We start from the raw sequence: 26,607 nt of genomic DNA, 5'->3' as shown, positions 1-26,607 counted from the left end.
CAGAAGTTTTAGAAACCCGCAAAAGCTTTCGCTTTAGCATAGTCTGCGCGAGTTCCATTTAACATTTTAGTTGAATGGATATACGCCGTGAAATAGCGAACCTTTGCAGAAGTTGCCGGACCTGTTTTCGGCATCAGCGCCTCACGGTAAACAATCTCATGCAAAACTAAAGCGGCACGAGTCATCGGGTTCATGTTAGACCAGATGGCGCTGTTGAAAATATACTTGATGCCATCTGGAGTATGTCTGCGAAATTGTGCGGCGGCTTGTTGAAGCTCGCAACCTTGAGGAAGAGTGATAAATCCTTCGTCCTTGATGTTGCCGAATTCACTACCAGGAATCATTTGCACTTCGGATGCAAAGTTTTTTAAGAACACGCGGTAAAGCTTGGAGCGGTTCATATCAAATTTTTCAATACGATCAATCAGCTTACTTACGATCACACGATAGTCACTTTGATCGATCAAGGCCGGTTCCAAGTTGTAAACCATCTTGCCTTCGTAAAGATCCAAAGATCTGTAAGTTGGAATTTCAAGACCTGGGCAAGCGATAATATCGCCACCATTTTGCAGCTCATCACCTGCGAATGCAGAAAATGAAAAGCTCAAAAGAAGAGTCGAAATAAGGATTTTAAATGTCATGGACATGTTACCGCCTTGAATAGGGAACATGTCGCCACACAAATCCGAATTTTGCATTAAATATTGCGCTGAGCCGTGAATTCCGCATGGCTCTAGTGCTCCAGGAGTTGTTTAGCTAGCTGTAGAAATCCAGGAAACGAAAGTAAACTTCCTTAAGAACGTCTAATTCCATGGGGTTTCCTTGCGAATCTGTTACCTTCGGAAAACTGATTTTTGTTTTTCCATTCACCGCCTTGTATTCCAAAAACTTGGTAAATAGCACCGAAGTCTCTTCTCCAGAAGCTTCAGAGAAATAGGGAACAAAAAAACTTTCGATTTCTGCTTTCGGGGGTAAGAAGCCATTCACAAGATTCAGCTGATGAACGAAAACACGGGGACAGTGCAGAAGGCGCAAACGCTGACATTCAATGCTGTAAATCCACGAGTGAAAATTTCTGATTCCTAATGAATTGATCGAAGTGAGATCTTTTAAATCTAAAGTCAAATCGAACTGCGGATTCACTTCCACACCATTTAACGCGGAGGAATATTCGTTCAGAGCGCCTTTGAGCGAAATCGTCGTCGTTTTGTCGGCGATAGAAAATGACAATTGCAGGGACATAGGGATTCTACTCGATGATTAATTTGGGAGCCGGCAGTGGCTTCTTCTCATCTTTCAATGGAGCATCTGGGTTGGTCAAGGTCGCTTTGATTCTGGTCGCGAGGTCTTGCTTAATTTGTAGATACTGAACTGTGCGTTCAGTCCCCAGGAGTGGTTTTAGTTTATCCAGCTCTTCTTCACTGATTTTATTAAATGCCTGTAAGCTTTTTTTGTAAGAAGAGAACTCTGCTTCAAGTTTCTTGGCATCTTTGATGTTCCCCAGTGATGCTAAAGATGATTGAAGAGATTTATTTAGTTCTGATTTTCGTTTGTTGAGATCTTTGATGATCTCAGAGAACTTTTTTTCTTCGTTCGCTGAAAGTTTCAGTTCGTCACTCATTTTCCAAATCATGAGCTCCTCAAGCTGGTTTCGCTTGGCCCCTGACGGTGCGCTTTGAGCGAAAACAGCCAGAGGCTGCATCAAGAATGTTGTTAGAATGAAAGCAGAATAAATCCAGCGCACGATCTTCACCCTTGGGGGGATCAGCGTGTTGCTCGACCACCCACAATTTTATTGAGTTTAGCTATCGTTAAAGTTTGAGATGATTCGCTGGCTACGTCCACAAAAAAGTCAGATTCCGTCTGACTGGAGATTAAAGTCTGGGACAAGTCTTCAGGTGATAAAATCGCTTCCGTGACAATTCTTTCGCGGCCATCGCTTAGTAAGCCGGCACGCTGCATACCCTGATTTACTTTTGCCATATGAGGAACCAAGAGTGTCGCCGCTAGAACGACAGACATAAGTCCCCCCGTAGGATAAAGCCAACCACGCCAATGTGCGCGCAACATATTTCGCGGTCGCATCAGCATTGGAGTTGGCTCGATCACCTTTTGTTCGACTTCCATCATAATTTTATCATGGAGCCGGTCAAAAAAATCATCACTCATAGTCATCTCAATGTCGTCATTCGCCTTAAGACCTTTGCGGACTTTATCTAAACGATTCATGGTCTCTCTTTGATCCATTCGCTTTTTATCCTTCCGCTTCTGCGTATGTTTGGAAGAAGCCACCAACTTCTTCACTCCAGCTTTTAAGGTCATTTTGTTCCTCAAAAGTCTGACGTAGTTTTAGTAAGGCATGGCGGTAGTTCGCCTTAGCTGTGTCATATGGACATTCCATAATATCAGCAATTTCGTTAAAGCTAAGATCCTCATACACGCGCAGAACCAAAGCTGTTTTCTGTTTCATCGGCAGCTTTTCTACTTCTTTCTGAAGGATGTCAGCAACCGCCGTGTGAACGAGAGTGTTTTCAGCCTCCGCATCTACTGCCAAATTAGCGTCTTCAAAATCAACTGTGTCTCTTTTGAATTCGCGCAATTTGTTGCGTGCAGTATTTACCGCGATCTGAAATAACCAGCTCTTGAAAGAAGCACGACCTTCAAAGGAATTTAGTTTCTCGTAAGCTTTGATGAAAGCTTCCTGAGTAACATCCTCAGCGGCATCCGTGTCCTTCATGAATCTCAAACTCAGTCGCAGTACACTTCTCTGATGTCGTTTCACGAGTTCGGAAAAAGATCTTCTGTCGCCAGACTTCACTTTTTCAACCAGTTCAAGATCCGATAACCCTATTAGATCTTTCTGCATATAAGACTCGCTTCTGTATAAATTCGGTTAACTTCCTGAATTTTTTTCCCAGAAGAGCTTTGCAACTCCCCCCGGCACATCGTAAATTCGTTCCCCCAAACCAACGTGCCTACGCCTTTCTTTATAGCAATCCAAGTGCCAACAAATCAGAGTCAAAGTGGCTCTAAATATATGATTTAATTTATGTTTTTCGGAATTTGTTATGGGATGTATAAGCGTTTGTTATGGGACAGCGCCGGCTTTCCGTGTTGGCTTTGGAGCGCCTCCTTACTCGGACAGTCCTCGCTCGATTATATGCGCATTGGTTCTGTGGGTTTTGTGGCTCGATGGTTTTCTGGGGGGCTTCGCGTTGACTACAGAGGACTGCGGAACTCGACGGAGGCGCTCCAAAGCCAACACGGAAGGCCTCGTTCTCGATATAAACGATTATACTGCTCATCCAAATTCCTGCAGACGAAATTCATCATATATATGTCGCCATAAGATTCCGCATCGGGGCGCGTGGTGCGGTATTAGAAAGCTAGACTAAATATTCGGTGTCGAATTGTCCTTCGCCGGTGGAGCCGCTTCGCATGAGATCCCAATGGGTGCGCGAAGGTGGAGTTGATGTTCAACTCTATTTTCGATTCTCGATTAATCGATTTTCGCGCACGCTAGTGCGTGGGGATTTGGGTTTCTTTTTTCTTTTGGTCCTGTTGGATTTCTGCTGATGGAATATTGGCGTTAAGCTCGGATTCAGATTTTGTGCCAATCAGGTCTTTTAGTTTTTTTGCGGGGTCTTTTTCGCCTTCGAGGGCTTTGCATTTTTCTATGAAGATTTGCATGTTCTTGCCGCTTTGTTGGTACAGGGTTTCGAAGTCGGCTAGGTCTTGCATGTAGGTTTTGTACACTAATAGACGGGCGTTATTTAGTTTGGCTGAGGTGAACTTTTCGTAGTTCTTGGTGTGCATGGTTGGCAGAATTTCTTTTTTGAATTTTTCCTGGATGGCTTGGATGCGGGCCATTCTTTTTTCTTCGATGTGTTCTGCTGGTGGCAGATCTTTATACCAACTTGCCAGGTCTTTTAGTTCTTCGCTGATGAACTTGGAAAAGATCTTGTCGTCTTCGTTGTCTTTTTTGATTTGCGCGAGCGTCGGGGAGTTGTCGCCTTCGGTTTTCAGATAGTATTGTTCGGCGCCTTTATTGCCCAGGAACATGGCTAAGCTTTCGTTAAAGTCGGCGTTGCCTTTGATGTACAAAGTAGCGTGCACGGTTTCGTGGATGATGGTGTTTACCAGATCATAATCTTTATATCTTAACATGGAACTTAGCAGGGGATCGTTAAACCAGCCAAGTGTGCTGTAGGCGGAAACGCCGCGCATGTAAGTGTCGAGATCTTCGGTTTGCAGTTCTTGTTCTTGGGTTTTTGCGTCTGCTTCGTTGAAGTAACCTTTGTACGGCATTTTACCTAAGAAGGGATAGGACCACTGATAATGTTTTAATTCCCATTTATAGGCGGCACTGACCACGTAGGTGACGTAGGGGCGATCAAGCTTTACGTAACTGGTGTAATTTTTCGTAGGCTTTAGATGCAGATCATTTTCTGCGAAGGCACGGGCTTTTTGGGCGAGTTCCAGTTTGCGTTTTTCTTGATCGGTGATTTTTGGATCCTTCAACGCTTCGTCAATCGGGACGCGGGCGTTAAGGAGCTTCATCTGATTGTAGCCCGAGCTGGCCAGGTAATTAATCTGGCAACCTGCGAGCAGTGGTAACAACACAAGCAGATATTTTATAGCATCCATGTGACGCCGGCGCGGATTGCAGAGTCGTTGGTTTTAGAGCCGCCGCCGATGGGAGTTTCCCAAGCGTCGTAGCTAAGTTTGATACCGAAAGTTTCTGTGAACGAAATTTTTAATCCGACGCCGTATGATGGAGCGACCGCACTGTCGGGTTCGTTTTCGTAAGTGTCTTGATTTTCAATTTTGATAGTTTGCTTACGATTGATCTGTGCCAAGCCCCCCTTGATGTAGGGTTGGAACAAAGCTTTTTTGTCTGCCAAAATCAGGATCAAATCAGAACCCAAAATTTGTGATCTTTGAATTGTCGTACGTTTTGGATCAGAGGCATATGCTTTCGACACAACGACAGATTGTGCATCGGTGTAACTCAGTTCAAGAGCAATACGTTCCCATAAGTAAAACGACATGGAGCCCGTCATGGATTCCATTTCGTTGTAGTTGTTCGTGTCATAAGTTTGGGTCTTGTGACCGTACTGTGCGCCCAACTCAATAGCGATAGCGTGCGCAGAGAAAGAGAAAGCAGTCACAGACATCAAAGCACATAGCGAGGCGAATAAAAATCTATTCATATTCCTTTGATATTACCAAGGCTTAGTGGTGAGTGACATGAAATCCGCCGTTCTCTGGACTAAAGGAAGCAGAAGTCCTACTATGGTCCTATGAATGAAAAAGTATTAAAGTGCGGATTGCCCGAAGATGAAGCTGAATTGAAAAAACTCCTGACCCCTGAACAATATCGGATCATGGTCGAGAATGGCACCGAATCACCATTTGGAAATGAATTTTGGAATCACACGGAGCCGGGAGTATACGTGGATGCGGTTTCTGGCGTGCCTCTTTTTTCCAGCGAAGATAAATTTGATTCCGAATGTGGCTGGCCCAGTTTTACCAAGCCTATTTCACCGGATGTGATAGTGGAAAAACCCGATTTTTCTCATGGTATGATTCGCACCGAGGTGCGTGCGAAAGATTCCAACGGGCATCTGGGACATGTCTTTGATGACGGTCCGCCACCATTGGGAATTCGATACTGCATTAATTCTGCAGCTTTAAGATTTGTTCCAAGAAAACACCACGGCTAGCGGCTGTTCACCAATGTTGGTGGCGCATAGTTGACTGTGAATGTATAGCGCAAGTGAATGTAACCATCCTCTTCGATCATTTCTTGAGGAGGATTTGGGAAGACGCGGGCTTCCTTAAAGGCATTCACTGCAGCAGCATCGAATCCTTTCACTCCCGATTCTTTCATGACCATTGCTTTTTGCAAAAAGCCTCGTTTGTCTAACAAGAACTCCACCTGTGTGTTCCAGTTGCGACGGCTTAAATTCATTGCCAAAGCGGGATCCATGCCATTGATCGTCGTCATCACGCGGGTTTCCCAGCGATAGCGAACCAGCTCTTCGATACGTGCATAAAAAGAATAAAACAAATAGCGATCGGTATTCAAAGCCGTGAAAGAACCAATTTTCACATCCGTCGGCAGTGATTCGCCCACAGTGGATTGTCCCTGATTTAGGGCATTCATCTCGGCCAGTTCTTTGGTGATATCCACCGTGCGATAGCCATCTTTGTCGGTGTCGTTTTTATCGACCTGAGTTTTCTCTTGAGCTTTTTGTGCCTGCTTGGGTGGCGTGACTGATTTTTTTGGAAGCGTTGATGTATTCGTGCGGTTCTCTGTCATGCCGTTATCAGAGGCCTGCATTTCTTTTTTTACGCGTTGGCGTTGTTCGGAAAGAAATCTCGCCAAAGTCTCATCATCTGGAGCCTTCATTTGATCGGGCACCAAAGATTTACGCACAATCTGCTGATTGTTTTTTGATTGTTTCGAAGGAGCCGCTGGTGGAGGCGTATCCAAAGTAATCTCGATCGCCTCTGGTTTTGGAGGCGAGAATAGAGGAGCCCAGACAATCACTCCCGTGATCAGTCCCAGATGCAGCAGTAAGCTGATCGCCATGGTTACGAATATAAAGGCGTGGATCCTCTTCATTGTCTCATTTTAAGCCGGAACTGGACCAAAGTGCAAGGTGGCTAAAGTTGAAACGTTTTCTGCCGATAAGTCTTTATCGATACAGGGGGATAAATGGGGAAAGTTTTAGACATTACAGAACGCCTAAGAACTCAGAATTCTTTGGAAATTGGCCACAAGGGCAGCAAGGGTGAGGTCCTAGATATGACCGAAGCTCGCCAAGAAATGCTAAGTCGTGAGCGTCGTGATGTGAAGCGCACCATTTTGACAGAGTTCGTCGGGGCGTTCGTAGTTCTTCCTGAACAAGGCCTGATGAAAGTGGCTTTGTACGATATTTCTGAAAATGGTTTGGCCTTCGATATGGATCTTCAAGAAGGTTCATTTCAATTGGATGAAGAAGTGGCGATGCGTGTTTATCTTAATCACTCAACTTACTTCCCATTCACAATCAATGTTTCGAATGTGCGTGTGATCGAAGATGAAGGTTCCGTTCGTCATGGTGCTAACTTTGTAAAAGGCACTTTGAACGATGTTGCACTTCATCATTTTGTGAAGTTCATCGAAAACGTCAGCGCGTCTTTGAAAACAGACTCAGGCGACGTTCAAGTTTCAAATATTTCTTAGTTCTTTAATTTCAGTTAGGAAACCTTTTCCGTAGACTTTAGTCGTGGGATTTGTTGCAATTTAGCTGTGGGATTGTAAGCGCTCTTGCTGAGCGCTTATGTGGGATTCACCACCGGCTAGGATGCCGCAAGTCCCATTTGTCTTTTTAAGAGTCCCGCGCGGGCTCTAACTACGGAGGGTTGTTTGAGCAAAGCTAAACGCAGAAAAGTTGTTGTCGATACCAATGTGATCCTGTTCGACGCCCAGGCCATCATGCGCTTTGGAGAAGCAGACGTTCATATTCCTATCTCCGTTATCGAAGAAGTAGACAGATTTAAAAGAGACCAAGGTGAGAACGGTCGAAATGCCCGTCAATTCAGCCGCTTTATCGACGTCCTTCGTGGAAAAGGCTCTTTGGCCAGTGGTGTTCAGATCGATAACTCTGAAACCATGGTTTACATCAACACGGACTACATGCTTGCAGGTATGCCGGCAGAGATGGATGCGCAAAAAGCTGACAACCGTATCTTGAATACGGCGCTGGCACTTCAAAAACAACATCCTCGCTATAAAGTTGAATTGATCACAAAGGACATCAATCTTCGTATTAAAGCTGACGTGTATGGTGTGATCGCAACGGACTACGATGCGAACGATATCAACCGTGATGACTTGTACGAAGGTTATCAGGAGATTGCTATCACTCCAGCGCAGATTGATGCTTTCTATAAAGAAAAACGTTTTGAAACAGACGTAAAACTTTTGGCGAACCAATACGTGATCATGAAGGATTCATCGAATCCAAATCACTCCGCAATCGGTCGTTACAGCCTGGCTGAAAAAGCTGTTGTTCCGTTGATGCAGGCAGCAGATTCCATCTGGGGCATCCATGCTCGTAACGTAGAGCAGGCATTTGCATTGGACTGTTTGCTGAACGATGAAATCATGTTTGTTTCTTTGGTGGGTAAAGCCGGGACGGGTAAAACTTTGATGGCGATCGCCGCAGGTCTTCATAAAACTCTGGATCAAGGCCAATTCCAAAGACTTCTGGTTTCTCGTCCGATCTTCCCAATGGGTCGCGATATCGGTTACCTTCCTGGTGACATCGAGCAGAAACTAAATCCTTGGATGCAGCCAATTTTCGATAACGTAGAGTTTCTGATGGGTGCGGACAAAAAAGCAGCGGGTCGTGCTCAGGAATTAATCAATCAGGGGATGCTAAACATTGAACCGCTGACTTATATTCGCGGTCGCAGCATTCCGAAACAATACCTGATCGTCGATGAAGCTCAAAACTTGACTCCGCACGAGATCAAGACAATTGTTACGCGTGCCGGTCAGGGGACAAAAGTAGTCCTGACAGGGGACGTTTATCAGATTGATAACCCTTACGTGGATTCAGCGAACAGCGGTCTAACGTACGCGGTTGAAAGATTTAAAGGCCATGCAATTGCGGCACACGTAACACTGACTAAGGGTGAACGTTCGCCACTTGCAGAATTGGCAGCGAATATTTTGTAGGAGTAAGAGATGCAGGTTCCAAATATTGATGTAGGTTTCACGAACTCAGCGACAGTGACTGTGACGGATAAAATGGTTCGTCAATTTGCTGAATTGTCTGGAGATCATAATCCTATTCATTTGGACGATGCTTACGCGGCTAAAACTCGTTTTGGCCGTCGTATCGCTCACGGTATGATCTGCGGGGCTCTGATTTCCAGAGCTCTTGTTGAGTGTATCGGTGAGGGCGGTATTTATCTTGGTCAATCTATGAAATTCGTTAATCCGGTTTTCATCGACGACACCATCAAAATCACAATCAGAATCACAGCTATGCGCAAAGAAAAAGGCATCGCGACAGTTGAGACGAATGTGACTAAAGAAAACGGCGACATGGTGGTTAAAGGTGAAGCTGTTATCATGATGGCGAAAGATTTCGCGATTCCTAAGTAATGAGCTCAGTATTTCATCTCGTTTACGTCAGTTACGCGTCCGAGAGTCTCAGTTATACTGATATCCGTAACATTCTTAATTCTTCACGCAAAAACAACGCTCGAGATGATATCTCGGGCGTTCTTATTTTGCGCGAAGGTTACTTTCTGCAGGTTCTTGAGGGTGACAAAGACAAGGTTCAATCCCTGGTGAACGTCATTCGTCGCGACAACCGTAATCATACATTGAAAGTCTTGATCGAAGAGCAAAGCGATAAACGTCTTTTCGGAGATTGGTCAATGGCCTTTCTTGATGGTGATATCGAATCAAATACCACCAAAGATTTGCTGGAGTTTTTCGATGTGTGCCTTGATAGCGGTATCAATCCCAAGACGCTGATCATGCCTTTGGTTCGCAAGTTCAGAGCTTCAGCTCCGCCTTTCCAGTAATAAGACATTCTTACCTCTGTATGCCGGCAAACCCGCGCTCTGACTGAGTTTTCTCGCGAGTGGCGAACTTTTAGACGGCGAATTTTCTGCCTTTGTCTAAGGAGTTTACGAAACATTCCCATAGTGAGATTGCTTTGAAAATCATCTGAAGATATCGCAACAATGTATGTGTACTCGCACATGAGGAGCGGATTTTATGAAGAATCTAGGATGGGCCTTACTACTAGCAATGACTTTCAACCTGACGGCATGTTTAGAAAACCAAGGTAGCGTCGAATTCGGTAGTGCTGGCTCCGGCAGCAATACAAACAGTGATTTCAGTGTAGTGACTGAACCTTCTCCAACTCCTACAGTTGAACCAAGCCCTTCGGCAACGCCAGCTCCACCATCAGGTGAGGCAGCCGTATTCCAAATCAATAACGGCGCAAAACTAACAGATTCGGCAAAGCTTGAGTTGAACTTCATCTCTGTTTTCAGTGCAGCTTACTTAAAGCTTTCCACTGGTGCTGATTGTTCGAATGGTTCTTACGAGCCGTTCGTTGATTCTAAAATCTATCAAAGTACATCGACTAATCAGAATGTTACTTTGAGCGTAATGTATAAAGACTACGACGGTCGTACTTCTGAGTGTTTGAATGCCAGCATCCTGATTGACGAAGCGGGCCCTGAAATCGTTTTCGCGAAATACCCAACTTCAACTGTTGAAGAAGGTTCTGACGTAGAAATCGTATTCACAGTATCTGATGCGGGTTCTGGTGTTGATAAAGTAACTTGCTCGTTTGCAGGAGTTTCTAAAACTTGTGCAGCAGGTACGAACACGATCAAGGTTCCCAGCATGGTTTCTGGTACATACACCCTTGCAGTTACAGCAACAGATAAATTGGCTCATTCATCTGCAAAATCCATTACTTTTGATGTGTCTTCAAAATACAAATCACTTGTTCAGAACGTCCAAGTTACACCGAACAAAAAAGTGGATTTGCTAATTGTGATCGACAACTCTGGCTCCATGGAATACGAACAAAAAAATATGGCGAGCCGTGTGAAAAACCTTCTAAGTGTTATGAAAGGTTTGGACTGGCAGATCGCGGTTACAACAACAGATCCACGTGATATCACTTTGGGTGACGGTCGCTTGGTACAATTAACTGGTAAAAAAGGTCAGTACATCCTGACTTCTGCAATGGCTGACGCTGAAGCGCAAACATTGTTGGGTGCGACTTTGCAAAGATCTGAAGTTGGTAGCGGTGACGAACAAGCAATTTATGCAACTTACCGTGCGATCGAAAGATCATTGTCTCAAAGCGGTGGTAACGTGAACTTCGTACGCCCAGATGCACAGTTGGCAGTTCTTACGATCTCTGACGAAGATGAATCTAAAAACGGTACAAAAAATGACCCACAATCATTGTTGAACTTCATCGGTCAAACTTATGGTGGTCAAAAAGCATTCAGCTTCCATTCCATCATCACTCGCCCTGGTGATACAGCTTGTAAGTCTACGAATGGTTATGCTTACGGTTACCGTTACGAACAGATCTCCAAATTAACTGGTGGTGTGATCGGTGACGTGTGTGCCTCTGATTACGCAGCTCAAGTATCTGGTATCGCTGACGGTGTTCGCAAAACATTGAAAACTTTCACTCTGTCATGTGCTCCAGTAGTAGACTCTGTAAGATCCATCTCTGTACTTAAAGATGGTCAACCATATGCTGGTGCTTACACAGTGTCTGGCGTGAACATGGTATTCAGCGCAGATCTTCCACAAGGCCAATACCAAGTTTACTATTCTTGCGTAAAATAATTATTAGAGAGTTTTAGAATCTCAAAAAATCGAAAAGCCCAGTTTAAGCTGGGCTTTTCTTTTTCGTTCTGGGCGGCTTCGTTCGCCCTCGAGTCCCGGTGTCCTGCGAGCAGGGATGGTAACTCCGCGACACGCCATCGTGGCTCACCGTGGCCCGCCTTTGGCGGGTGCGCGCATCCATGCGCCCACGGAGGTCGCTGCGTTTCCATCCCTGCCCGCAGGCCCCCGGGCCTCGAGGGGATCAATGCTCAGACGTTAAAGAATAGCCCTTACTTTGGAGATGGATGATTGCGTGATGTTCTCATTCTGTCGCTGGCTTAATTTTCTAGTACCAATAAACTCGGTAGCCTTTGATTAGGCGGGTGCCGTTGGTGAGGGGTAGGAAGATAAGGGTCTTGTGGTATTCGCAGTTTTGGGGGCGTTGGCGGCGGGTGTCGCCGTCGCAGAAGCCGGGGTCTACGGTCATGGATTTTTCTAGGATGTTATAGAGGCTCACGTCGGATTTCAGCTGGTTTGCTTGCAGGAATGTATTTAGCAAGCTGACCTGTTGAGGCAGGGCTGAAGTTTGATCTGAAGCCCACCATGGTTGGCTGTTGGCGCGGGGAGTATTTAATCGTGCGTCTGATTCAGGATGGTTCAGGAATTTGTGAGCGACATCATAGGCAAGATTGTCGGTGAAAGCATTCACGACTTCATCAAAACCATGGTGGCTGGTCATTGTGGGAAATGTGCCGGTCAGTTGAATTTCTAAAGCCTCAATGTCTTCGGCAGGGACGCGGACAAGTTGCGACAGAATGGTGCGCTCGCGGGAAGTGGTGTCGGTTATATTTTTAAGTGTGGTGTCAGCGAATGATTTTGGAATGAAGGCGGTCGTGGTTAAGAGCGCTGCCATCAATATAGCTTTTTTCATTTTAGTCTCCTCATGAAAAGTTGATGGAGGAGACGAGTAGCTGGAATTGGTTTTCTCTGCAAGAGTGTGTGAAAAAAGAAAAGGGGCCTTGTTGGCCCCTTGCTTTTTTATTTACCTTGGATCTTTGTGACTAAATCTGCCCAGTTTGTCCTCTGGTTGAACTTTAAGCCATGATAGCGTTCGATATATCCGGAATAGTCCGAGCTGTTGGACGGAAGCCAGATTGAAACACCCCAAGTTTTTGTATCTTGATTTTGGCTGTTAGCAATCACGAACTGGCTTTGAGCATCGCGAACAGATTGCATCGCTGGAGTTGTGATTCCGTTTTTGGTCGCAAGATCGATGAAATCAATCACGTCACGGTAGTCCCAGTATGTGAAAAGCTTTGCATTCTTAGCCGATCGAGCCACTTTTGCCAAAGAGGCGTTGTCCAATGCCGCAAATTCAGCACTCAATTGTTTCAATGACTGCTCGTAAGAATCAATGTGAGATAGATCATAGGCAGACATCGTCACTTTGCGATTGCCGTAAACTCCACCATTGTAGGCTGCCAAATAGTCTGCAGCATGAACTTTAACCAGGTCTGCAGCGCTCATCATTGGGTTTTGTGCCCATTTCGTCAGAAAAGTTGCATAAGGCCAACCAGCACCTGGTTCTACATCCTGAGAACCCAAATAGTACTGAACGGATTCAGACATTTCGGAGGCAACTTCAATCATCCCCATCAAGCACGCATCAGAAGAGTAAATGTCCACTTTGTGACCTAGGATCTTTGCAGATTCCGCCATCGCCTGACCCAATTGTTCAGTCGTGATGTTGTTGCCTGTGTTGTCATCCCAAGAAATATCCATTGGTTTCATGCCAGGAATCGAAGCCAAGTGCCAGCCACCGCCGTGATCCCAAACAACCACAAAGTATTTTTTCGCAGGGTAGTTTTGATTAGCCCATTCTACGAACTTAACCAGTTCTTTCCAGTCACCCATATCCACCGCACCCATGTTTTGAACTACTGGTGAAGTGACTTTATTCGTGTCATTGTCTTTTTGAATCAATAAGCGAGAAACACTGCTTTTTTTAGCTGAGGCCCACTGAACCAGGATGTTCAGGTTCTCATTCGAGCCAACTTGTTCCATTTGATTGATATTCATCGGACCGAACGAATCAAGGTTGTTGTTTCCGTTCAGGAATACCAACATGTTCCATTCTTTAACTTGTTGAGATGCAGAAGCGAAAGCAGATGCAAGCAATAGTGCCAGCACGACAAGAACGCGCGAAAAGTGGTTCATTTTTCCTCCATGAAAAATGTCTGGACTGTAGGATAGCACCAAAGTGGAACCACACTCACGAATCTTCACTTATGTTCAGGACGTTCGCTCAGGCTAGAAGTTATATGCCTGGCTCCATAAACGAGCTTTATTTTCAACTAGGGATAAAAGGTTTAAGCAGGTTGATTTCATGAGCTTAGGGTTATTTTGCATGCGCGCTAATTGAAGGCTGCCTTGGCAGGTGCTTATTAATAGAGTCGCTGTTTCTTTAGGTTTCAGGTCTTTTTTGATTTCAGAAAGCTTTTGGGCTTCTTTGATTTGGATTTCCAGCCACGTTTGCTGTTGTACTTGGAAGTGAGAAACGGCTTTCTGCAATTTTGTGGGCAGAGTGTTGTAGTCGATGCATAACACTCCGCCAGGGCATACTTTTAAGCTGTCCTGGGAGAAAGAGTGGTACATGTCGATGAACTTTTTGATTTTCTCCAAAGGACCACGTTGTGCGTGCTTTTCGGCCCATTGTTGAAAAGACTGGGTATAGTCTTCGAGCAAAGCTAGGCCCAGGTCTTCCTTAGAGGCGAAATAGTAATGGAGACTCGCTTTGCGGATGCCTAACTCATCGGCGATGTCTTGAAAGCTAAAGCCGTTATAACCCCTCAATTGAAGGTGGTTTTTGGCAACTTCAAGAGCTTGAGCTTTGGTTTCCATTTTTACCTCCTTCTGGGGGTTGCTTCGGTTTCTGTTTAGATATATTCTACCTACCGATAGGTAGATAAATCAAGCCTTCGTAAAGGACTATGTATGAAAACGAAACAAATGCGTCCCATCGCGATTCTAGCAGGTTCCAGAACTCCATTTACAAAATCTCAGACAAATTATGTCCGTACGTCTAATCAAGAATTGATGACGGCTGTTTTGCAAGACCTTGTCAATAAAACCAATATTAGAGGCGCTCGCTTAGGTGACGTTTCTACTGGTGCTGTGATGAAAAATGCTGCTGACTGGAATATGACTCGTGAGAGCGTGCTTAGTTCCGGTCTTGATCCTCATACCCCTGGTTATGATGTGCAAAGAGCTTGCGGTACAGGATTGGAAACCGCTTGGCATATCGGTTTGAAAATCGCTGCCGGGCAAATTGAATCGGGTATTGCCGGCGGGACTGATACGAACAGTGATATTCAAGGTGTTTTGCCTCATGAATTCACTTGGAAGTTAATGGATGCGCAAAAAGAAAAAACGTTGATGGGCCGCTTGAGTAAATTCGCCAAGTTATCGATTGATGATATCAAACCAAAATTTCCGGTGGTGGTAGAGCCGCGCACAGGTCTTTCGATGGGTCAGCATACAGAGCTGATGGTGAAAGAGTGGCACATCTCTCAAGAAGAGCAGGATAAACTTGCTTTAGCCAGCCATCAAAATGCAGCAAAAGCCTGGGATGCGGGGTTCTTTAAGGACCTGGTATTTGAATTCAAAGGTTTGAAAAAAGACTCTTTGGTTCGAGGGGATACAACGCTGGAAAAATTAGCGAAACTTAAACCGGCGTTTGATAAAACCGGAACGGGAACATTAACGGCTGGGAACAGTACCGCTTTGACAGACGGTGCTTCGGCAGTTTTGTTGGGCAGTGAGGACTTCGCTCAAAAACATAATTTGCCCGTGCTGGCGTATCTGACTGATGCCGAAGTGGCAGCGGTGGATTATGTGGGTGGTGAAGGTCTGTTGATGGCTCCCACTTATGCTGTGGCTCGCATGCTCGAACGTAACGGACTGACTTTGCAGGACTTTGATTTTTATGAAATTCATGAAGCTTTCGCAGGTCAGGTTCTTTGCACTTTGAAAGCGTGGGAATCCGAAGAGTATTGCCGCACGAAATTGGGTCTGACAAAAGCACTGGGATCCATCGATCGCAGTAAACTGAATGTGAATGGTGGATCCTTGGCATTGGGGCATCCTTTTGCGGCAACAGGTGGTCGTATCCTGGTTTCTCTAGCAAAAATGCTTTCACAAAAAGGCAGCGGTCGAGGATTGATTTCCATCTGTACCGCTGGCGGTATGGGTGTAACAGCAATCGTTGAAAGATAAACATGAATGAGTGACAACTGACACTGATCTTATATGATCAGTGTCAGAGGTTTATTTGTCGCTTAAGTTCGTCTTTGCTTTATCACTGCTATCTTCTTCAGCGTATTCGCAAACTGCGACGATACCTTCTGACGCAAAAGCAGTCTCTGAAGTTCCTGGTACTCAAGTTGCGCAAAACCAAGTGACACCAGCAGCCTCTGTTCCCCCGAAGAAAACTCGAAAAAAACGAAAGTCCGATAATCAAAGTCGTGGGTTCATTTCTGATTCGCGCAAAGTTGTTTCAGATCGAGTGATCTTGCTTGCAAATAAAGTCGACGGTTTGTTCGGGAACTCGCGTGCCTTGGATGAGTATTATTCCAGCAGCTTAAAACTCACGACCGGAGTTTTATATAATGCGAATACGGGCGAACACGAAAATACGGTTTCAACTTCTCTCATTCTCAGTTTGCCGAACTTAAAAGCGAAAGAACGCGCCTTCAACGATTATTGGAATCGTAAGCCTGGCGAGGCACCCGCTCCCATGTTTGACGAGGATTTCATCACTCCTGAAGAATTTAAAGAGCAAAATCCCTGGGATTTCGCAACCGAGACGGGGATCCGCTGGACATGGCCGGTTGGTTATTACGGGAAATTGCGCGCCAGTCGAAATTATCTGACTGGAAACGTGGTCCATCACTTACTCGACGAGATCGGTTGGGATTCGCAAACCTATTGGGCAAGTAAAGTCTCTTTAGCCTCGGACTATGCTTACAGTCGTTATTTCCTTTTGCGTTTCGTGAACGAGGCGAATTGGTACATGAGTGAGCCGTCTGTATTTGGCACAACGCAAGGGCCATCATGGATTTACAGCTTTCAGGATAAAAGCCTTTTCTCGTTTGATTTAAGATTCAACATGCGTTCAATTAAGCTTGAGATGTATACGGACGCTTATACGGTGGGTTTCACTTATCGTACGGGTTTCAAAAAGGTGAATTGGATCTTTGTGGAGATCTCTCCACTTTGCGCGTGGAAATATGACGACGGATTTGCCCCCACAACAACGATCAATCTGAGCTTGGACATCTTGTTCGGTAAAGAAAAAACCGCGAAGCCAAAATCCGACAATCCACTGGATATGTAGATCGGTCTGAAAAGGTAAAAAAAAAGGGAGTTCCGAAGAACTCCCTTTTTAGTTTTAGCTTTTAATCAGCAAGTACTCCGACGCAGTCAGAGCTTAAGCCTATTTTTTCAAAGGCTTTTGGATGATATGGATCGCGTGACCCAAAGTCGCCTCAGCACATTCCATAATCGTCTCGCCCAATGTTGGGTGAGGGTGGATAGAAAGAGCCAAGTCTTCAATGCGTGCACCCATTTCGATCGCAAGAACCGCTTCAGAGATCAAGTTAGAAGCTTCAGGACCAACAATGTGAACACCCAACAAAACGTGAGTTTTCGCATCAGCGATCATTTTTACAAAGCCTTCAGTTTCCATCATGCTGACAGCGCGGCCGTTAGCACCGAATGGGAATTTGCCGATCTTAAGCTCAGTGTGACCTTTAGCTTTTGCTTCAGCTTCAGTCATACCTGCAGATGCAATTTCTGGATCTGTAAAGACCACTGCTGGAACTGTTTTCGCGTCGTAAACGCGGTTTGCACCAGAGATCACTTCAGCAACCAACACACCTTCGTGTGAAGCTTTGTGAGCCAGCATTGGCTGACCACAGATATCACCGATCGCAAAGATGTTTTGAACGTTTGTTCTGCGTTGAGCGTCTACTTTTACGAAACCACGCTCGTCAACTGCGATACCTGCAGCTTTCAAGTTCGCTTGGTCACCGTTTGGACGACGTCCAACAGTTACCAGGATCTTATCGCATTTAACAACTTCGTCTTTACCGTTGATCTCAACAGTTACTTCGTAGCCGTCTTTCGCTTTTTTCTGAGATTTAGCTTTTGCGCCGTACATGATTTTTACGCCCGCTTTATCAAGCTTGCGTACAACGATGTTTGCGCAATCTGGATCAACAACGCCAGCAAGCAATGAAGGCATCGCTTCGATCACAGTCACTTCAGTTCCCAATTTACGTAGGTATGAAGAGATCTCAAGACCGATGTAACCACCACCGATAACTGCCACGCGTTTTGGAATTTCGTCGAATGCCAATGCGCCAGTTGATGAACAAATATCTTTTTCGTCGAATTTGAAACCAGGGATTTCAATTGGACGAGAACCTGTTGCCACGATGAAGTACTTAGCAGTGATCGCTTCAGTACCTGCAGATGATTTTACAGAGATTTCTTTAGAAGATTTGAATTCAGCGTCGCCCTTGATGTGAGTTACGCCGTAACCTTTAAGAAGTTGACCAACACCGCTAGACATTTTGTCTGAAACGGATTGTTTCCACTTCACAAGTTGTTTCATATCAACGTTGATATCGCCTTTGATCATCAAGCCCATATCTTTGAAGTTATGTTGAGCTTTGTGCAAAAGGTGAGTCGCAGTGATCATCGCTTTAGATGGGATACAACCCACGTTCAAGCACACGCCACCCAAGAACTCACGTTCGATAACTGCTGTTTTAAAACCAAGTTGAGCAGAGCGGATAGCGGCAACATAACCGCCGGGACCTGCTCCAATTACTACTACGTCAAAAGTTTGAGCCATGATTTGTCTCCTGCTTAGTCCTTTGGACTAAAGCATCTCCACCAAAAGTTTACCTGGGTTCTCGATACGACCGATGAACGCAGCCAAGAATCTTGCAGCCAATGCGCCATCGATCAAACGGTGATCGGCAGTCATTGTGTAATTCATTGTTTTGATCGCTTTCAACTGGCCATCTTTGATAACCGGTTTTTCGTCGATTTTGTACATACCAAGGATCGCCACTTCAGGGTGGTTGATCACTGGAGTCGCGTAAGTACCACCGATAGAACCGATGTTCGTCACAGTGATGCAAGCGCCCTTCATTTCATCTGGTTTCAACTTGCCATCACGGGCACGTTTAGAAAGGTCGATGATTTCTTTGGAGATCTCTAAGATAGTTTTTTGATCCGCGTTTTTGATAACTGGAACAACCAAACCTGTTGGAGTGTCAGCTGCGAAACCGATATTGAAATATTTTTTGTAAACGATTTCACCAGCAGCATCGTCGATAGAAGCGTTGAACATTGGGAATTCACGGATCGTCGCAATCATGGCTTTCATCACGATTGGAAGATAAGTGATCTTAGTTCCGTTTTTCTCAGCGAAGTCTTTCAAAGACTCACGAAGTGCAACCAATGCATCAACCTTAGCTTCGTCCATGATAGTGAAGTGAGGGATGATTTGTTTTGAACGCTGCATGTTTTCAGCGATACGTTTGCGGATACCGATAAGAGCTACGCGCTCTTCAGCTGCACCAGCCTGGCCTTGGTAAGCAGGTCTCGGAATAGTCATGCCACCAGCTGCTGGAGCTTTTGCAGAAGAGGTCGTCGCAACCGCGCCGCCACCTGCTGCCAAAACGTCTTCACGAGTTACGCGGCCAGCAAGACCAGAACCAGAAAGACCGTTGATATCAACACCCGTTTCGCGAGCAAGACGGCGAGTCGCCGGAGTCGCAAGAACTTTAGAGTCAGCAACCGGCGGGAAAATGCCGTTTGCTGTAGATGCAGAAGAAGTAGCAACTGGAGCTGCTGCTTTTGCTGCTGGGGCCGCTGCTACCGGAGCAGAAGCTTGAGGAGCTGGAGCTGCCGGAGCCGCTGCTGCACCACCTGCGCCAGTCAAAGTGATCATAGTCGATCCAACTTTAACAACGTCGCCAGCTTTGAATTTCAATTCGCCAACAACGCCCGCTACTGGAGTCGGTACTTCAACAGTGGCTTTGTCAGTTAGAACTTCAGCGATCGCTTGATCTGCTTTTACAGAGTCACCAGATTTAACCAACCATTTTACTAGTTCGCCTTCTGTAACGCCTTCACCTAGTTCAGGAAGTTTTACGTCTTGTGCTTTACCGCCAGCTGCAGGAGCTGGAGTCGAAGCTTGAGGAGCTGCTGCTTTTGGAGCCGCTGCTGCCGGAGCAGGAGCCGCCGCTTTAGCTGCGCCGCCAGCATCAAGAGCGATCATCGTCGAACCAACTTTAACAACTTGGCCCGGTTTGAATTTCAAATCTTTTACAGTGCCAGCTACTGGAGATGGAACCTCTACAGTTGCTTTGTCAGTCAATACTTCAGCGATAGGTTGATCTGCTTTTACAGAATCACCAGGTTGAACCAACCATTTAACCAATTCACCTTCAGTGACGCCTTCGCCAAGTTCAGGCAGTTTTACATCAGTTGCCATACAGGGAGTTCCTTTCAATATGAGCCTTTAAAATCAAACACTCCCTTCTATTGCGATGGGGGCTCATTTGCACCGATTAATGCCATGCATAAATAAATTGTTTTTCCCTCTGCAACATAGCGGTTTGAGGGTTGAATTTCAGGCTCTGGCGTTGTTATTTAACAACTCACTTTGGGGGTCCCGTGAAATATTCTCGTAAACTGAAGGAAGGTACCTTCCTAAAACGCTATAAACGCTTCTTTGCCGACATCGAGTTCGAGGGTCAGACCATTGTGGCGCACGTACCCAACACGGGGAGCATGAAAAGCGTCAATAACCCCGGTCAATTATGCCTGTTTTCAGAATCCGACAATCCAGAGCGTAAATTGAAATTCACTCTGGAGATGATTCAGTCGCCAACGGGGTCATGGGTGGGGGTGAACACTGCAACTCCAAATACAGTGGTTAAAGAAGCCGTCTTAAACACTATTGGCAAGCCTCAGCATGAAGTTCCAGGGTTTGCTCACTGGGCTGCTTTTGATGAAGCAAAACCAGAATACAAAATTTCTGCCGAAACACGTTTGGATTTCGCGCTTAAGAAAAAAGACACCGACAAAATGCATTTCATTGAAGTGAAAAACGTGACGTTGGGTGAAGATGGTGTTGCGAAGTTTCCAGATGCCGTGACCGAACGTGGACAAAAACACTTGCGCGAGTTGATGGCATTGATGGAGCCAGGACACACGGCAGAGTTGGTATTCACAGTGCAACGTCAGGACTGTGCGACTTTCTCACCAGCTGATGATATCGATCCCGAGTACGGCCGCTTATTGCGTGAGGCTTCAACAAAGGGACTTAAAATTTCCCCGCATATTATTGATCTAACACCGACCGAAGCGGTTTTATCTGAAAACAAACTTGCCGTTGTCCTCTAAGGGTCGCAGGGCTGTTTTTGAATTAAATTCCAGAAACGAGCCGTGAATTGTTATTTTTTAGAGTACAAAAGTAATTCTGGCTTCTGGCTGACGGCAAAATCAAAAATTCCGTCAGACCAGACTCCAAAATTTAAAGGCCATTTGCCTTGATATTGAATTTTTACAAATTGTCCCAAGCGTTTCTTAAGATTTTGCAGCTGTTCTTCGGCTTCGTCCGGATAAACTTTCAGATCCACGGCAATCAGATAACTAAACTCATGATTTCGTTCGATTAATACGTAGGCCGCTTTTCTAACGATGAGTTCGTCACTAAAAAAGCTTTTCAGGGCACTCACGAAATCTGCTGGAATCAGCTTTTCCGGAAGTGCTATTTTATCTTTCGTTTTCAAAGAAACCTTGTATCGCAAAGGTTCCACTCGTTTTTTCACTGCCATTTTCCAACCCCAGTTTATTGAAAGTGACCACTATTAGCATTGGTCACATAAACTAACTGCATTTGCGGTGCCAGAGATTTGTGGGCCCTATTTAAGGGCGCGGGTTACCAGTAATTTTAAGTCATTGGAAACTGAAGAGGTATAGTAGCTTTTGCAAAGACCTTGAGTCAGAGTGATTAAATCTGTTTTCTTCTCTTCAAGCATCGAGTCCTTCCACCATTCTTTCTTTTGCGCAGTTAAGATATCTTTTTTTAAAACTAGGATACCTTTCAGTTCAATCAAGATCGATGTTTTGCATTGAACCGTGATCTTTTCCAGTTCCGCCTGACTGCGAATCGCAGACACCTGATCAAATGCGTATTGAGCCAAGACTTCTTCTGTAAAGAGCATCATCTTTTTCAATTTTTTATTGGCCTCCACGAACAAATCTTTAAGATTGTTGATCTCCTCCGGTTTCATGACCGAGCTTAAGCTCAAAAAACGCCCTTGGTATTCGATTAAACTTTTGACCGTCTGTCCTTGTTTTACCAAAAGCTGAGTAAAGACCAGGAGCCTTGGCAGACAAGCCTGCGGATTTTTGACGTCGTCATTCTCGCGTGCGCAGTCCCGTTCGTATCTTTCTGAGTTATCCTTAAGCAGGTCATTGATAGCTTCTGCTCGCAAAGCCAAGGCCTGTAGTTCTTTCGACTCGGCATTGAATTCTGCCAACTGCAGGTCCGATGTCTTTTTATTAAGCTCTACGATTTCTGCAAGTGTCGCCGCCATTTTCAGTTGATAAGTTTGGGACACGAATGCCGCACTGAGGTCTTGAGCCAAGACGCCGAACTGAGCCACCAGCCCTGCTGGTGGAAAGGCCATCGAAACAACATTCGCGACCGCATGCGAGGCTGCCGCATACCTTTGACTTTCTGAGTTCGCCTCATCGTAAGAGCGAACATTTTCAATCAATCCAATGACGGCCAGTGTGTTGGATAAATATTTCGATGCTTGCTCGGCGATTTTTTCTCCAAACTTTTGCGCTACCAACTCAAAAGTTTTTTTGGTCGCATAGTCCTGTGCCGCAGTGAGGGCATATTGCTTTGCCATTTCTTCGATAATGACCTCCAGACTTGATTTAGGCTCTTCGGCCTGTCCCACAGAGGTAAAGCTGAAAACAGCGACAAGAAAAATCAGACTAAAACGTTTCATATTAGAGCCTCATTTTTTGGAACTGTTTTCTGGATAAAATATCCAAAGTGCCTTCACCGGACGTGTGATTTAGGTAAAAGAATAATGGCGGCGCAAAAAATCTGCGTTCTGCGTTGGATTTTCCTGATAGCTCGATCAAGTTTTGACCAAGAAGAGTTAAACGACCTGCATAAAGTGTTAGACCGGAAATTTCGGTTTCATCATTAGACTCGCCGCCAGTGTGAAGGGTGGCGTCATGCATTTCAAGTTCGCTTGCACGTAGCAAGAAATCTCCGTCGGGAATTTGTAGATCGCCGCAAAGAACTACTTTTTCAGCGTCGATATTTTGAGGAAGCTGATTGGTTTCGCTGTCAGGACAACCGTAAGAAACAATATGGTTATTTTTGGAATAAAGAAGATCGACATAAAGGGGAGAGATGTTTCGCAGAGTTAAATTGGTATTGGTCGCATTTGGCTTTTCAAAAGTGACTTTTATTTGGGGAGGCAATTGAGCTTCGTCATTGGAGGTGATCATCTCGATCCACACCGAACCAGAAGAGCCGTCGATGGTTTGCCATTTGCTTTCTTTAGGGGCTGTCGGGGAAACATTGACATCGGATTTTTTGGAGGGTTCTTGGCAAGCTGCCAAAAGGAATACAAGGGGCAAAGTTTTTAGGAATTTCATTTCATATCTCCGTTTCTATTGGTTATGCCGGGGAGGATTGCAGTCCCTGAGCCAACAGAAACGGATGTCAGATGCTATATATTTGATTTCGCGTTCGAAATCGATCCGGATTCCAAGAATCCGGACCGCTCTACTAGAAGATCGTCTTTCCAGATACCTGAAGCTCGTACGCCCGTAAATATTCACGGGCAATGGGACCTACGTGCGCAATCAATAAAGCCGTGGGCATACTTCCGTTTGAAGCCAAGTTGGATAGGCTTTCTAAAATATTCGTGCGAATGTCATCGCGGAATTGTTGGTAGCTATTGTCTGAGAGGACTTTTTCGATCATTTGAAAAAAAAGAGGCCAGTCCATTTGATCGATATGCTCCGTTAGTTCCATACCAAAATAGAAAATAGCCATCCCGTCGATTGAAAAAGAGGCACCTTTATCAAGGATTTTGGCAACCTCGTTTTCTAAACATGACTGACCATGTGCCAGTTCCTGTAAAAGATCTTCGGTGGTTTTTAAGTTCTGATTCATATTAGTTTCCTTTTATTGCTTCAAGAATATCTTTCACGATATGTTCAAGTGCAATTCTATCACTAGGCGCCAGGTCTTTGCGATTTTTTAAAATATCCATAAAATTATTCAGGCGTTGTCGCATTTTATTTTCATGGAATGTTCCTTTCACAGGTTCTCCTGTCATTCTTTCCCAACGAAATGCGGCGGCGGTGCTTCCGTTGCCATATTCGGATTCCGCTCTCCAGTATTCGTCGATATTTTTACGCACGTTCGGATCGATGATGTTTTGGGGCTTATCCATTGTCTTGCGAAGATCAGCTAAATACTTTTCGTAAAGTGCACGGTTTTTGGGGGACAACTCATGGCTCATTTTCGATGCAACATGCGAATCGATAGTAACTGCGCGCTTGATAGCGAGCTCAATGTGACCAATTTTTTCGATTTTTCTGATGGCGCTGATGCCGCGAGCGATTTTTGAACCAAATCCAAATGTCACTGCACCTAGAATCGCAAAGCCTCGCTCCCAGTCGTTGAGCTGTTCACCGGTCACCAGATTTTTTCCAGTGAAGGCTTCATAGGTATCGCGGATAGGTCCTGTGACCGGATCTAACCCAACGGCAATATCGGCAAATGCTTCCGCATACTTTTTAAAACCATTTGCAGACTGAATATCACCAGCTGCGTGCATTTCGTCAGCGGCTCGCACCATTCTGTGACCCCAACGTCTAGCATCGTCACGCTTTGGAATCGTCGAACGTTGAGTGCGCAAAATCGTGTCAATCTCCTGAAGGTCGCGAACAAAGTCTTCATCTTTGCTGATGAACTCTGTTCCTTCATTGCCGCCGCCTTGTGCGATTGCCATTTTTAAAGAACTTGTGGCTGTTGCTAAAGCGCGAACGGCTGCATTGGCATTGCTTTCAATTCCATCCGTAATCTTCTTGTAATTTTCTTGTATGGCTTTGTTACCCTCTTCGATTCTTTTGTTGTACCCGTTCATTTGATCTGTAACGCCATCATTCCAAAGCAATTCACGGTAAATAGCATGCGCCATCCCGATGGTGACTGCGGCACCCATGGCGCGTTCATGGGTTTCGCTATCAAAATATCCTGGAGGTGGCAATGGAGAGTCCGAAGTTCCTACCGGGGGTGCATCACTGGAAATATCACTTAGATTGGACCACCGAGTGACACCATCGACCGTTCCATTGTAAACGGCGCTGATCCATTTTCCTTGAGCAGCGTCGAAGAAGTAATACATCTGACCTACCTGGAACTGTGTCGTTTTTGGAGCGTCCAAATAGAATTGGTATTGATTCGCGCTAATGTCGACGATCGTCACCGGCAAAGTAACAGCAGGATTCCAATAAGCCGCAAAAGTATTTACAGAATAAAAGCAGGAGATAAGGAAGGTTAAAAGAGTTTTCATTTTAGTTCTGCCAATCCATTTTCCAAAGTTTTAATTTTTGTATTAAGAGATTCGATTTCATTCTGAAGATCTTGTTCAGCCCCAGAGGAGCGAGCGCGGATATTCAAAGCCAAAAGCAATACTTGTTCAAATTGGTCAGAGCTCAGGCTTGCGATATCTGTGCCTTGATGCGAGTTCAAAATTTCTTCCAGATCTTTTCCGGCGACCGGGAACTCTTCGTTGAGCTTGGCAATTTCAGAGACGATCAATTCTTTTTTAAGAAGGCCTTTGTAAAGGCCTTCAACAATTTTTACCACTTCATCGTAAGATTTTGACCGTAACTGCGCTTTCTGTAGAAGATCTGTGTAAGTCACTTGTTGCTTGCGGTACAGGTCGATTTCTCTCTGCCAAGTCTGTTTTAAAAGATCCCTGCGATTTGTTTCCAGGTCCGATTCGAACTGCGCAAACCTTTTTTCGTAATCGAGTTTGATCATGGCGATCTCGCCTTCCATTTGCGCGATGAATGTTCCCATCGAAGCTGCATTGGCACCGAAAAGAATGGCCCGATCGATATCACTCATGGCCAGAGAGCGGGACGAGATCAAAAGTGTCAGTGGAAATATTAGTGGAAATATTAGTTTTTTCATTTGTTTTGAGTTTCCTGTGCGTAGTATGCGCTTGCACTTGCAAGACCTGTTTGTGCTTCAGTGTATTTCAGATCAAGAGTTGCAAGCTCCTGGTTGGTGCTGGCTTTTTCCGCAGCAATGATCTCCGTCAATTTTACCAATGATTCCGTTCTTAACATGTAAAGAAAGTCAGCCATCAAATCCGCACGAGTGCGCTTGGAAGCGTTAGAAAGCGCATCGATATCTGCATTTACCTGATCCAAAGCTTGTTGTTGGTTTTGAGCAAAAGTGATTTCAAATTTATCAGTTGGATTTCTCATCAACTGGTCAGCCAAAGGCGGTGGCGTGCTAACGCCATGTTCTGCCATCGATTGGCGCCATTTCATCTGAGTTGCGATTGCCGAGGTGGTTGCATTCAACACATTCAATCTGTTGGCCACAAGAGTCTTTTGTTGATTGATGATAGAGATTTGTTTTTTATAAAGCTCCATCTGTTCTTTCAGTTCCTGAATGCGGTCTTCACTGCCCATTTTTGCGTAATTTTTTGTAGCTTCAGCTACTTTGGCATCACAACTTGCCTTGGCTTCACGTTCAGCTTCCTCCAACTGATCTTTTTTAATTTTTTCGCTGTAGCATAAAGTCACGATGCACGCATAGCCCGAGCCGATTTTAGAGAATGTGTCGCGATTGCTATCAATAATATTCGTGATGCCTGTCGCATTACCCACGGCTGCAATCGTATCGCGAACGCCATTGGAGATCTGACCGCCAAGATGTTTCGCCCCTTCGGTGACGTCTTTGATGATTTGGGGATCATCACCCTTGATACGGATGGGTCCAATACTAATGTCAAATGCGAAGGCTTGAGTTGAAAGAAGTGTGGCAATTGATAGGGTCATGATATTTTTTTTCATAAGAGTTT

Annotated in this window: 29 protein-coding genes; 9 read left to right on the top strand and 20 right to left on the bottom strand. The window is 45.1% G+C overall.

Going from position 1 to position 26,607, the window contains the following annotated elements; all coding sequences use genetic code 11:
• Positions 1 to 8 precede the first annotated feature (8 nt).
• From DOM22_RS16325 to DOM22_RS16295, 7 genes are all read right to left on the bottom strand, one after another.
• Positions 9 to 647 (bottom strand): hypothetical protein, encoded by a 639-nt coding sequence (locus DOM22_RS16325; RefSeq protein ID WP_142701389.1) that lies wholly within the window; start codon positions 645 to 647, stop codon positions 9 to 11.
• 109 nt (positions 648 to 756) lie between these two features.
• Positions 757 to 1,242 (bottom strand): hypothetical protein, encoded by a 486-nt coding sequence (locus DOM22_RS16320; protein WP_142701388.1) that lies wholly within the window; start codon positions 1,240 to 1,242, stop codon positions 757 to 759.
• A 7-nt stretch (positions 1,243 to 1,249) separates the two neighbouring features.
• Complete coding sequence (locus DOM22_RS16315; protein WP_246845707.1) at positions 1,250 to 1,621, bottom strand: hypothetical protein; 372 nt, start codon at positions 1,619 to 1,621, stop codon at positions 1,250 to 1,252.
• A 143-nt stretch (positions 1,622 to 1,764) separates the two neighbouring features.
• Complete coding sequence (locus DOM22_RS16310; RefSeq protein ID WP_246845706.1) at positions 1,765 to 2,229, bottom strand: hypothetical protein; 465 nt, start codon at positions 2,227 to 2,229, stop codon at positions 1,765 to 1,767.
• Positions 2,230 to 2,254: 25 nt separating this feature from the next.
• Positions 2,255 to 2,866: an RNA polymerase sigma factor gene (locus DOM22_RS16305; protein ID WP_142701386.1), complete on the bottom strand. Its 612-nt coding sequence runs from the start codon at positions 2,864 to 2,866 to the stop codon at positions 2,255 to 2,257.
• Positions 2,867 to 3,519: 653 nt separating this feature from the next.
• A complete protein-coding gene (locus DOM22_RS16300; RefSeq protein WP_246845705.1) occupies positions 3,520 to 4,647 on the bottom strand; it encodes an aminopeptidase in 1,128 nt (375 codons plus the stop codon).
• The gene (locus DOM22_RS16295; protein WP_142701385.1) at positions 4,635 to 5,213 is read right to left on the bottom strand and encodes an outer membrane beta-barrel protein; all 579 of its coding nucleotides are present in this window, start codon (positions 5,211 to 5,213) and stop codon (positions 4,635 to 4,637) included. Before DOM22_RS16295 ends, DOM22_RS16300 begins: the two co-directional genes overlap by 13 nt.
• 90 nt (positions 5,214 to 5,303) lie before the next feature.
• Here DOM22_RS16295 and msrB point away from each other — a divergent pair, with 90 nt between their 5' ends.
• Positions 5,304 to 5,726: a peptide-methionine (R)-S-oxide reductase MsrB gene (gene msrB / locus DOM22_RS16290; RefSeq protein ID WP_142701384.1), complete on the top strand. Its 423-nt coding sequence runs from the start codon at positions 5,304 to 5,306 to the stop codon at positions 5,724 to 5,726.
• Here msrB and DOM22_RS16285 read toward each other — a convergent pair.
• A complete protein-coding gene (locus DOM22_RS16285) occupies positions 5,723 to 6,631 on the bottom strand; it encodes an energy transducer TonB (RefSeq protein ID WP_246845704.1) in 909 nt (302 codons plus the stop codon). The genes msrB and DOM22_RS16285 overlap by 4 nt on opposite strands.
• Before the next feature lie 93 nt (positions 6,632 to 6,724).
• On the opposite strand from DOM22_RS16285, the gene DOM22_RS16280 reads away from it, so the two are divergent.
• The 5 genes from DOM22_RS16280 (at position 6,725) to DOM22_RS16260 (ending at position 11,398) form a co-directional block, all read left to right on the top strand.
• A complete protein-coding gene (locus DOM22_RS16280) occupies positions 6,725 to 7,234 on the top strand; it encodes a PilZ domain-containing protein (protein WP_142701383.1) in 510 nt (169 codons plus the stop codon).
• A 183-nt stretch (positions 7,235 to 7,417) separates the two neighbouring features.
• Positions 7,418 to 8,734, top strand: a complete 1,317-nt coding sequence (locus tag DOM22_RS16275) for a PhoH family protein (RefSeq protein ID WP_246845703.1) — start codon at positions 7,418 to 7,420, stop codon at positions 8,732 to 8,734.
• Between the two features lie 9 nt (positions 8,735 to 8,743).
• Complete coding sequence (locus tag DOM22_RS16270) at positions 8,744 to 9,166, top strand: MaoC family dehydratase (RefSeq protein WP_142701381.1); 423 nt, start codon at positions 8,744 to 8,746, stop codon at positions 9,164 to 9,166.
• Positions 9,166 to 9,594, top strand: a complete 429-nt coding sequence (locus DOM22_RS16265) for a BLUF domain-containing protein (RefSeq protein WP_142701380.1) — start codon at positions 9,166 to 9,168, stop codon at positions 9,592 to 9,594. The genes DOM22_RS16270 and DOM22_RS16265 overlap by 1 nt, the downstream gene beginning before the upstream one ends.
• Before the next feature lie 196 nt (positions 9,595 to 9,790).
• On the top strand, positions 9,791 to 11,398 hold the full coding sequence (locus DOM22_RS16260) for a hypothetical protein (RefSeq protein ID WP_142701378.1): 1,608 nt from the start codon (positions 9,791 to 9,793) through the stop codon (positions 11,396 to 11,398).
• Positions 11,399 to 11,723: 325 nt separating this feature from the next.
• On the opposite strand, the gene DOM22_RS16255 is transcribed toward DOM22_RS16260, so the two are convergent.
• The 3 genes from DOM22_RS16255 to DOM22_RS16245 form a co-directional block, all read right to left on the bottom strand.
• Positions 11,724 to 12,308 carry a hypothetical protein gene (locus DOM22_RS16255; protein WP_142701377.1) on the bottom strand — a complete coding sequence of 195 codons (585 nt, stop codon included), beginning with the start codon at positions 12,306 to 12,308 and terminating at the stop codon, positions 11,724 to 11,726.
• 107 nt (positions 12,309 to 12,415) lie between these two features.
• Positions 12,416 to 13,594, bottom strand: a complete 1,179-nt coding sequence (locus DOM22_RS16250; protein WP_142701376.1) for a clostripain-related cysteine peptidase — start codon at positions 13,592 to 13,594, stop codon at positions 12,416 to 12,418.
• Between the two features lie 93 nt (positions 13,595 to 13,687).
• Positions 13,688 to 14,278: a TetR/AcrR family transcriptional regulator gene (locus DOM22_RS16245; protein WP_142701375.1), complete on the bottom strand. Its 591-nt coding sequence runs from the start codon at positions 14,276 to 14,278 to the stop codon at positions 13,688 to 13,690.
• Positions 14,279 to 14,371: 93 nt separating this feature from the next.
• On the opposite strand from DOM22_RS16245, the gene DOM22_RS16240 reads away from it, so the two are divergent.
• Positions 14,372 to 15,652, top strand: coding sequence for an acetyl-CoA C-acetyltransferase (locus DOM22_RS16240; protein ID WP_142701374.1), 1,281 nt, complete (start codon positions 14,372 to 14,374; stop codon positions 15,650 to 15,652).
• A 55-nt stretch (positions 15,653 to 15,707) separates the two neighbouring features.
• A complete protein-coding gene (locus DOM22_RS16235; RefSeq protein ID WP_142701373.1) occupies positions 15,708 to 16,772 on the top strand; it encodes a hypothetical protein in 1,065 nt (354 codons plus the stop codon).
• Between the two features lie 99 nt (positions 16,773 to 16,871).
• Here DOM22_RS16235 and lpdA read toward each other — a convergent pair whose 3' ends face one another.
• Together lpdA and DOM22_RS16225 are read right to left on the bottom strand one after the other, a co-directional pair.
• On the bottom strand, positions 16,872 to 18,296 hold the full coding sequence (gene lpdA / locus DOM22_RS16230; RefSeq protein WP_142701372.1) for a dihydrolipoyl dehydrogenase: 1,425 nt from the start codon (positions 18,294 to 18,296) through the stop codon (positions 16,872 to 16,874).
• 27 nt (positions 18,297 to 18,323) lie between these two features.
• Complete coding sequence (locus tag DOM22_RS16225; protein WP_142701371.1) at positions 18,324 to 19,949, bottom strand: 2-oxo acid dehydrogenase subunit E2; 1,626 nt, start codon at positions 19,947 to 19,949, stop codon at positions 18,324 to 18,326.
• A 182-nt stretch (positions 19,950 to 20,131) separates the two neighbouring features.
• Between DOM22_RS16225 and sfsA the strand changes: the two genes are divergently transcribed.
• On the top strand, positions 20,132 to 20,863 hold the full coding sequence (sfsA, locus tag DOM22_RS16220) for a DNA/RNA nuclease SfsA (protein WP_142701370.1): 732 nt from the start codon (positions 20,132 to 20,134) through the stop codon (positions 20,861 to 20,863).
• A 50-nt stretch (positions 20,864 to 20,913) separates the two neighbouring features.
• Here the strand turns inward: sfsA and DOM22_RS16215 are convergent, their stop codons facing one another.
• From DOM22_RS16215 to DOM22_RS16185, 7 genes are all read right to left on the bottom strand, one after another.
• Positions 20,914 to 21,297, bottom strand: a complete 384-nt coding sequence (locus tag DOM22_RS16215) for a hypothetical protein (RefSeq protein WP_142701369.1) — start codon at positions 21,295 to 21,297, stop codon at positions 20,914 to 20,916.
• Between the two features lie 87 nt (positions 21,298 to 21,384).
• Entirely contained in the window at positions 21,385 to 22,485 is a 1,101-nt protein-coding gene (locus DOM22_RS16210; protein ID WP_142701368.1) for a hypothetical protein, read from the bottom strand.
• 1 nt (position 22,486) lies between these two features.
• Complete coding sequence (locus DOM22_RS16205; RefSeq protein ID WP_142701367.1) at positions 22,487 to 23,149, bottom strand: hypothetical protein; 663 nt, start codon at positions 23,147 to 23,149, stop codon at positions 22,487 to 22,489.
• 133 nt (positions 23,150 to 23,282) lie between these two features.
• Entirely contained in the window at positions 23,283 to 23,672 is a 390-nt protein-coding gene (locus DOM22_RS16200; RefSeq protein ID WP_142701366.1) for a hypothetical protein, read from the bottom strand.
• A gap of 1 nt (position 23,673) precedes the next feature.
• A complete protein-coding gene (locus tag DOM22_RS16195; RefSeq protein WP_142701365.1) occupies positions 23,674 to 25,080 on the bottom strand; it encodes a pre-toxin TG domain-containing protein in 1,407 nt (468 codons plus the stop codon).
• Positions 25,077 to 25,706, bottom strand: coding sequence for a hypothetical protein (locus tag DOM22_RS16190; protein ID WP_142701364.1), 630 nt, complete (start codon positions 25,704 to 25,706; stop codon positions 25,077 to 25,079). The genes DOM22_RS16195 and DOM22_RS16190 overlap by 4 nt, the downstream gene beginning before the upstream one ends.
• Entirely contained in the window at positions 25,703 to 26,599 is an 897-nt protein-coding gene (locus DOM22_RS16185; RefSeq protein ID WP_142701363.1) for a hypothetical protein, read from the bottom strand. The genes DOM22_RS16190 and DOM22_RS16185 overlap by 4 nt, the downstream gene beginning before the upstream one ends.
• Between the last annotated feature and the right edge of the window lie 8 nt (positions 26,600 to 26,607).

The organism is Bdellovibrio sp. ZAP7 (genome assembly GCF_006874645.1).
Lineage (GTDB): Bacteria > Bdellovibrionota > Bdellovibrionia > Bdellovibrionales > Bdellovibrionaceae > Bdellovibrio.
This window is presented reverse-complemented; position numbering and strand designations above follow the sequence as displayed.

Coding starts and splice junctions, on each gene's coding strand:
- DOM22_RS16325 (WP_142701389.1), bottom strand. CDS start 647: ATGTCCATGACATTTAAAATCCTTATTTCGACTCTTCTTTTGAGCTTT.
- DOM22_RS16320 (WP_142701388.1), bottom strand. CDS start 1,242: ATGTCCCTGCAATTGTCATTTTCTATCGCCGACAAAACGACGACGATT.
- DOM22_RS16315 (WP_246845707.1), bottom strand. CDS start 1,621: ATGAGTGACGAACTGAAACTTTCAGCGAACGAAGAAAAAAAGTTCTCT.
- DOM22_RS16310 (WP_246845706.1), bottom strand. CDS start 2,229: ATGAATCGTTTAGATAAAGTCCGCAAAGGTCTTAAGGCGAATGACGAC.
- DOM22_RS16305 (WP_142701386.1), bottom strand. CDS start 2,866: ATGCAGAAAGATCTAATAGGGTTATCGGATCTTGAACTGGTTGAAAAA.
- DOM22_RS16300 (WP_246845705.1), bottom strand. CDS start 4,647: ATGGATGCTATAAAATATCTGCTTGTGTTGTTACCACTGCTCGCAGGT.
- DOM22_RS16295 (WP_142701385.1), bottom strand. CDS start 5,213: ATGAATAGATTTTTATTCGCCTCGCTATGTGCTTTGATGTCTGTGACT.
- msrB (WP_142701384.1), top strand. CDS start 5,304: ATGAATGAAAAAGTATTAAAGTGCGGATTGCCCGAAGATGAAGCTGAA.
- DOM22_RS16285 (WP_246845704.1), bottom strand. CDS start 6,631: ATGAAGAGGATCCACGCCTTTATATTCGTAACCATGGCGATCAGCTTA.
- DOM22_RS16280 (WP_142701383.1), top strand. CDS start 6,725: ATGGGGAAAGTTTTAGACATTACAGAACGCCTAAGAACTCAGAATTCT.
- DOM22_RS16270 (WP_142701381.1), top strand. CDS start 8,744: ATGCAGGTTCCAAATATTGATGTAGGTTTCACGAACTCAGCGACAGTG.
- DOM22_RS16265 (WP_142701380.1), top strand. CDS start 9,166: ATGAGCTCAGTATTTCATCTCGTTTACGTCAGTTACGCGTCCGAGAGT.
- DOM22_RS16260 (WP_142701378.1), top strand. CDS start 9,791: ATGAAGAATCTAGGATGGGCCTTACTACTAGCAATGACTTTCAACCTG.
- DOM22_RS16255 (WP_142701377.1), bottom strand. CDS start 12,308: ATGAAAAAAGCTATATTGATGGCAGCGCTCTTAACCACGACCGCCTTC.
- DOM22_RS16250 (WP_142701376.1), bottom strand. CDS start 13,594: ATGAACCACTTTTCGCGCGTTCTTGTCGTGCTGGCACTATTGCTTGCA.
- DOM22_RS16245 (WP_142701375.1), bottom strand. CDS start 14,278: ATGGAAACCAAAGCTCAAGCTCTTGAAGTTGCCAAAAACCACCTTCAA.
- DOM22_RS16240 (WP_142701374.1), top strand. CDS start 14,372: ATGAAAACGAAACAAATGCGTCCCATCGCGATTCTAGCAGGTTCCAGA.
- lpdA (WP_142701372.1), bottom strand. CDS start 18,296: ATGGCTCAAACTTTTGACGTAGTAGTAATTGGAGCAGGTCCCGGCGGT.
- DOM22_RS16225 (WP_142701371.1), bottom strand. CDS start 19,949: ATGGCAACTGATGTAAAACTGCCTGAACTTGGCGAAGGCGTCACTGAA.
- DOM22_RS16215 (WP_142701369.1), bottom strand. CDS start 21,297: ATGGCAGTGAAAAAACGAGTGGAACCTTTGCGATACAAGGTTTCTTTG.
- DOM22_RS16210 (WP_142701368.1), bottom strand. CDS start 22,485: ATGAAACGTTTTAGTCTGATTTTTCTTGTCGCTGTTTTCAGCTTTACC.
- DOM22_RS16205 (WP_142701367.1), bottom strand. CDS start 23,149: ATGAAATTCCTAAAAACTTTGCCCCTTGTATTCCTTTTGGCAGCTTGC.
- DOM22_RS16200 (WP_142701366.1), bottom strand. CDS start 23,672: ATGAATCAGAACTTAAAAACCACCGAAGATCTTTTACAGGAACTGGCA.
- DOM22_RS16195 (WP_142701365.1), bottom strand. CDS start 25,080: ATGAAAACTCTTTTAACCTTCCTTATCTCCTGCTTTTATTCTGTAAAT.
- DOM22_RS16190 (WP_142701364.1), bottom strand. CDS start 25,706: ATGAAAAAACTAATATTTCCACTAATATTTCCACTGACACTTTTGATC.
- DOM22_RS16185 (WP_142701363.1), bottom strand. CDS start 26,599: ATGAAAAAAAATATCATGACCCTATCAATTGCCACACTTCTTTCAACT.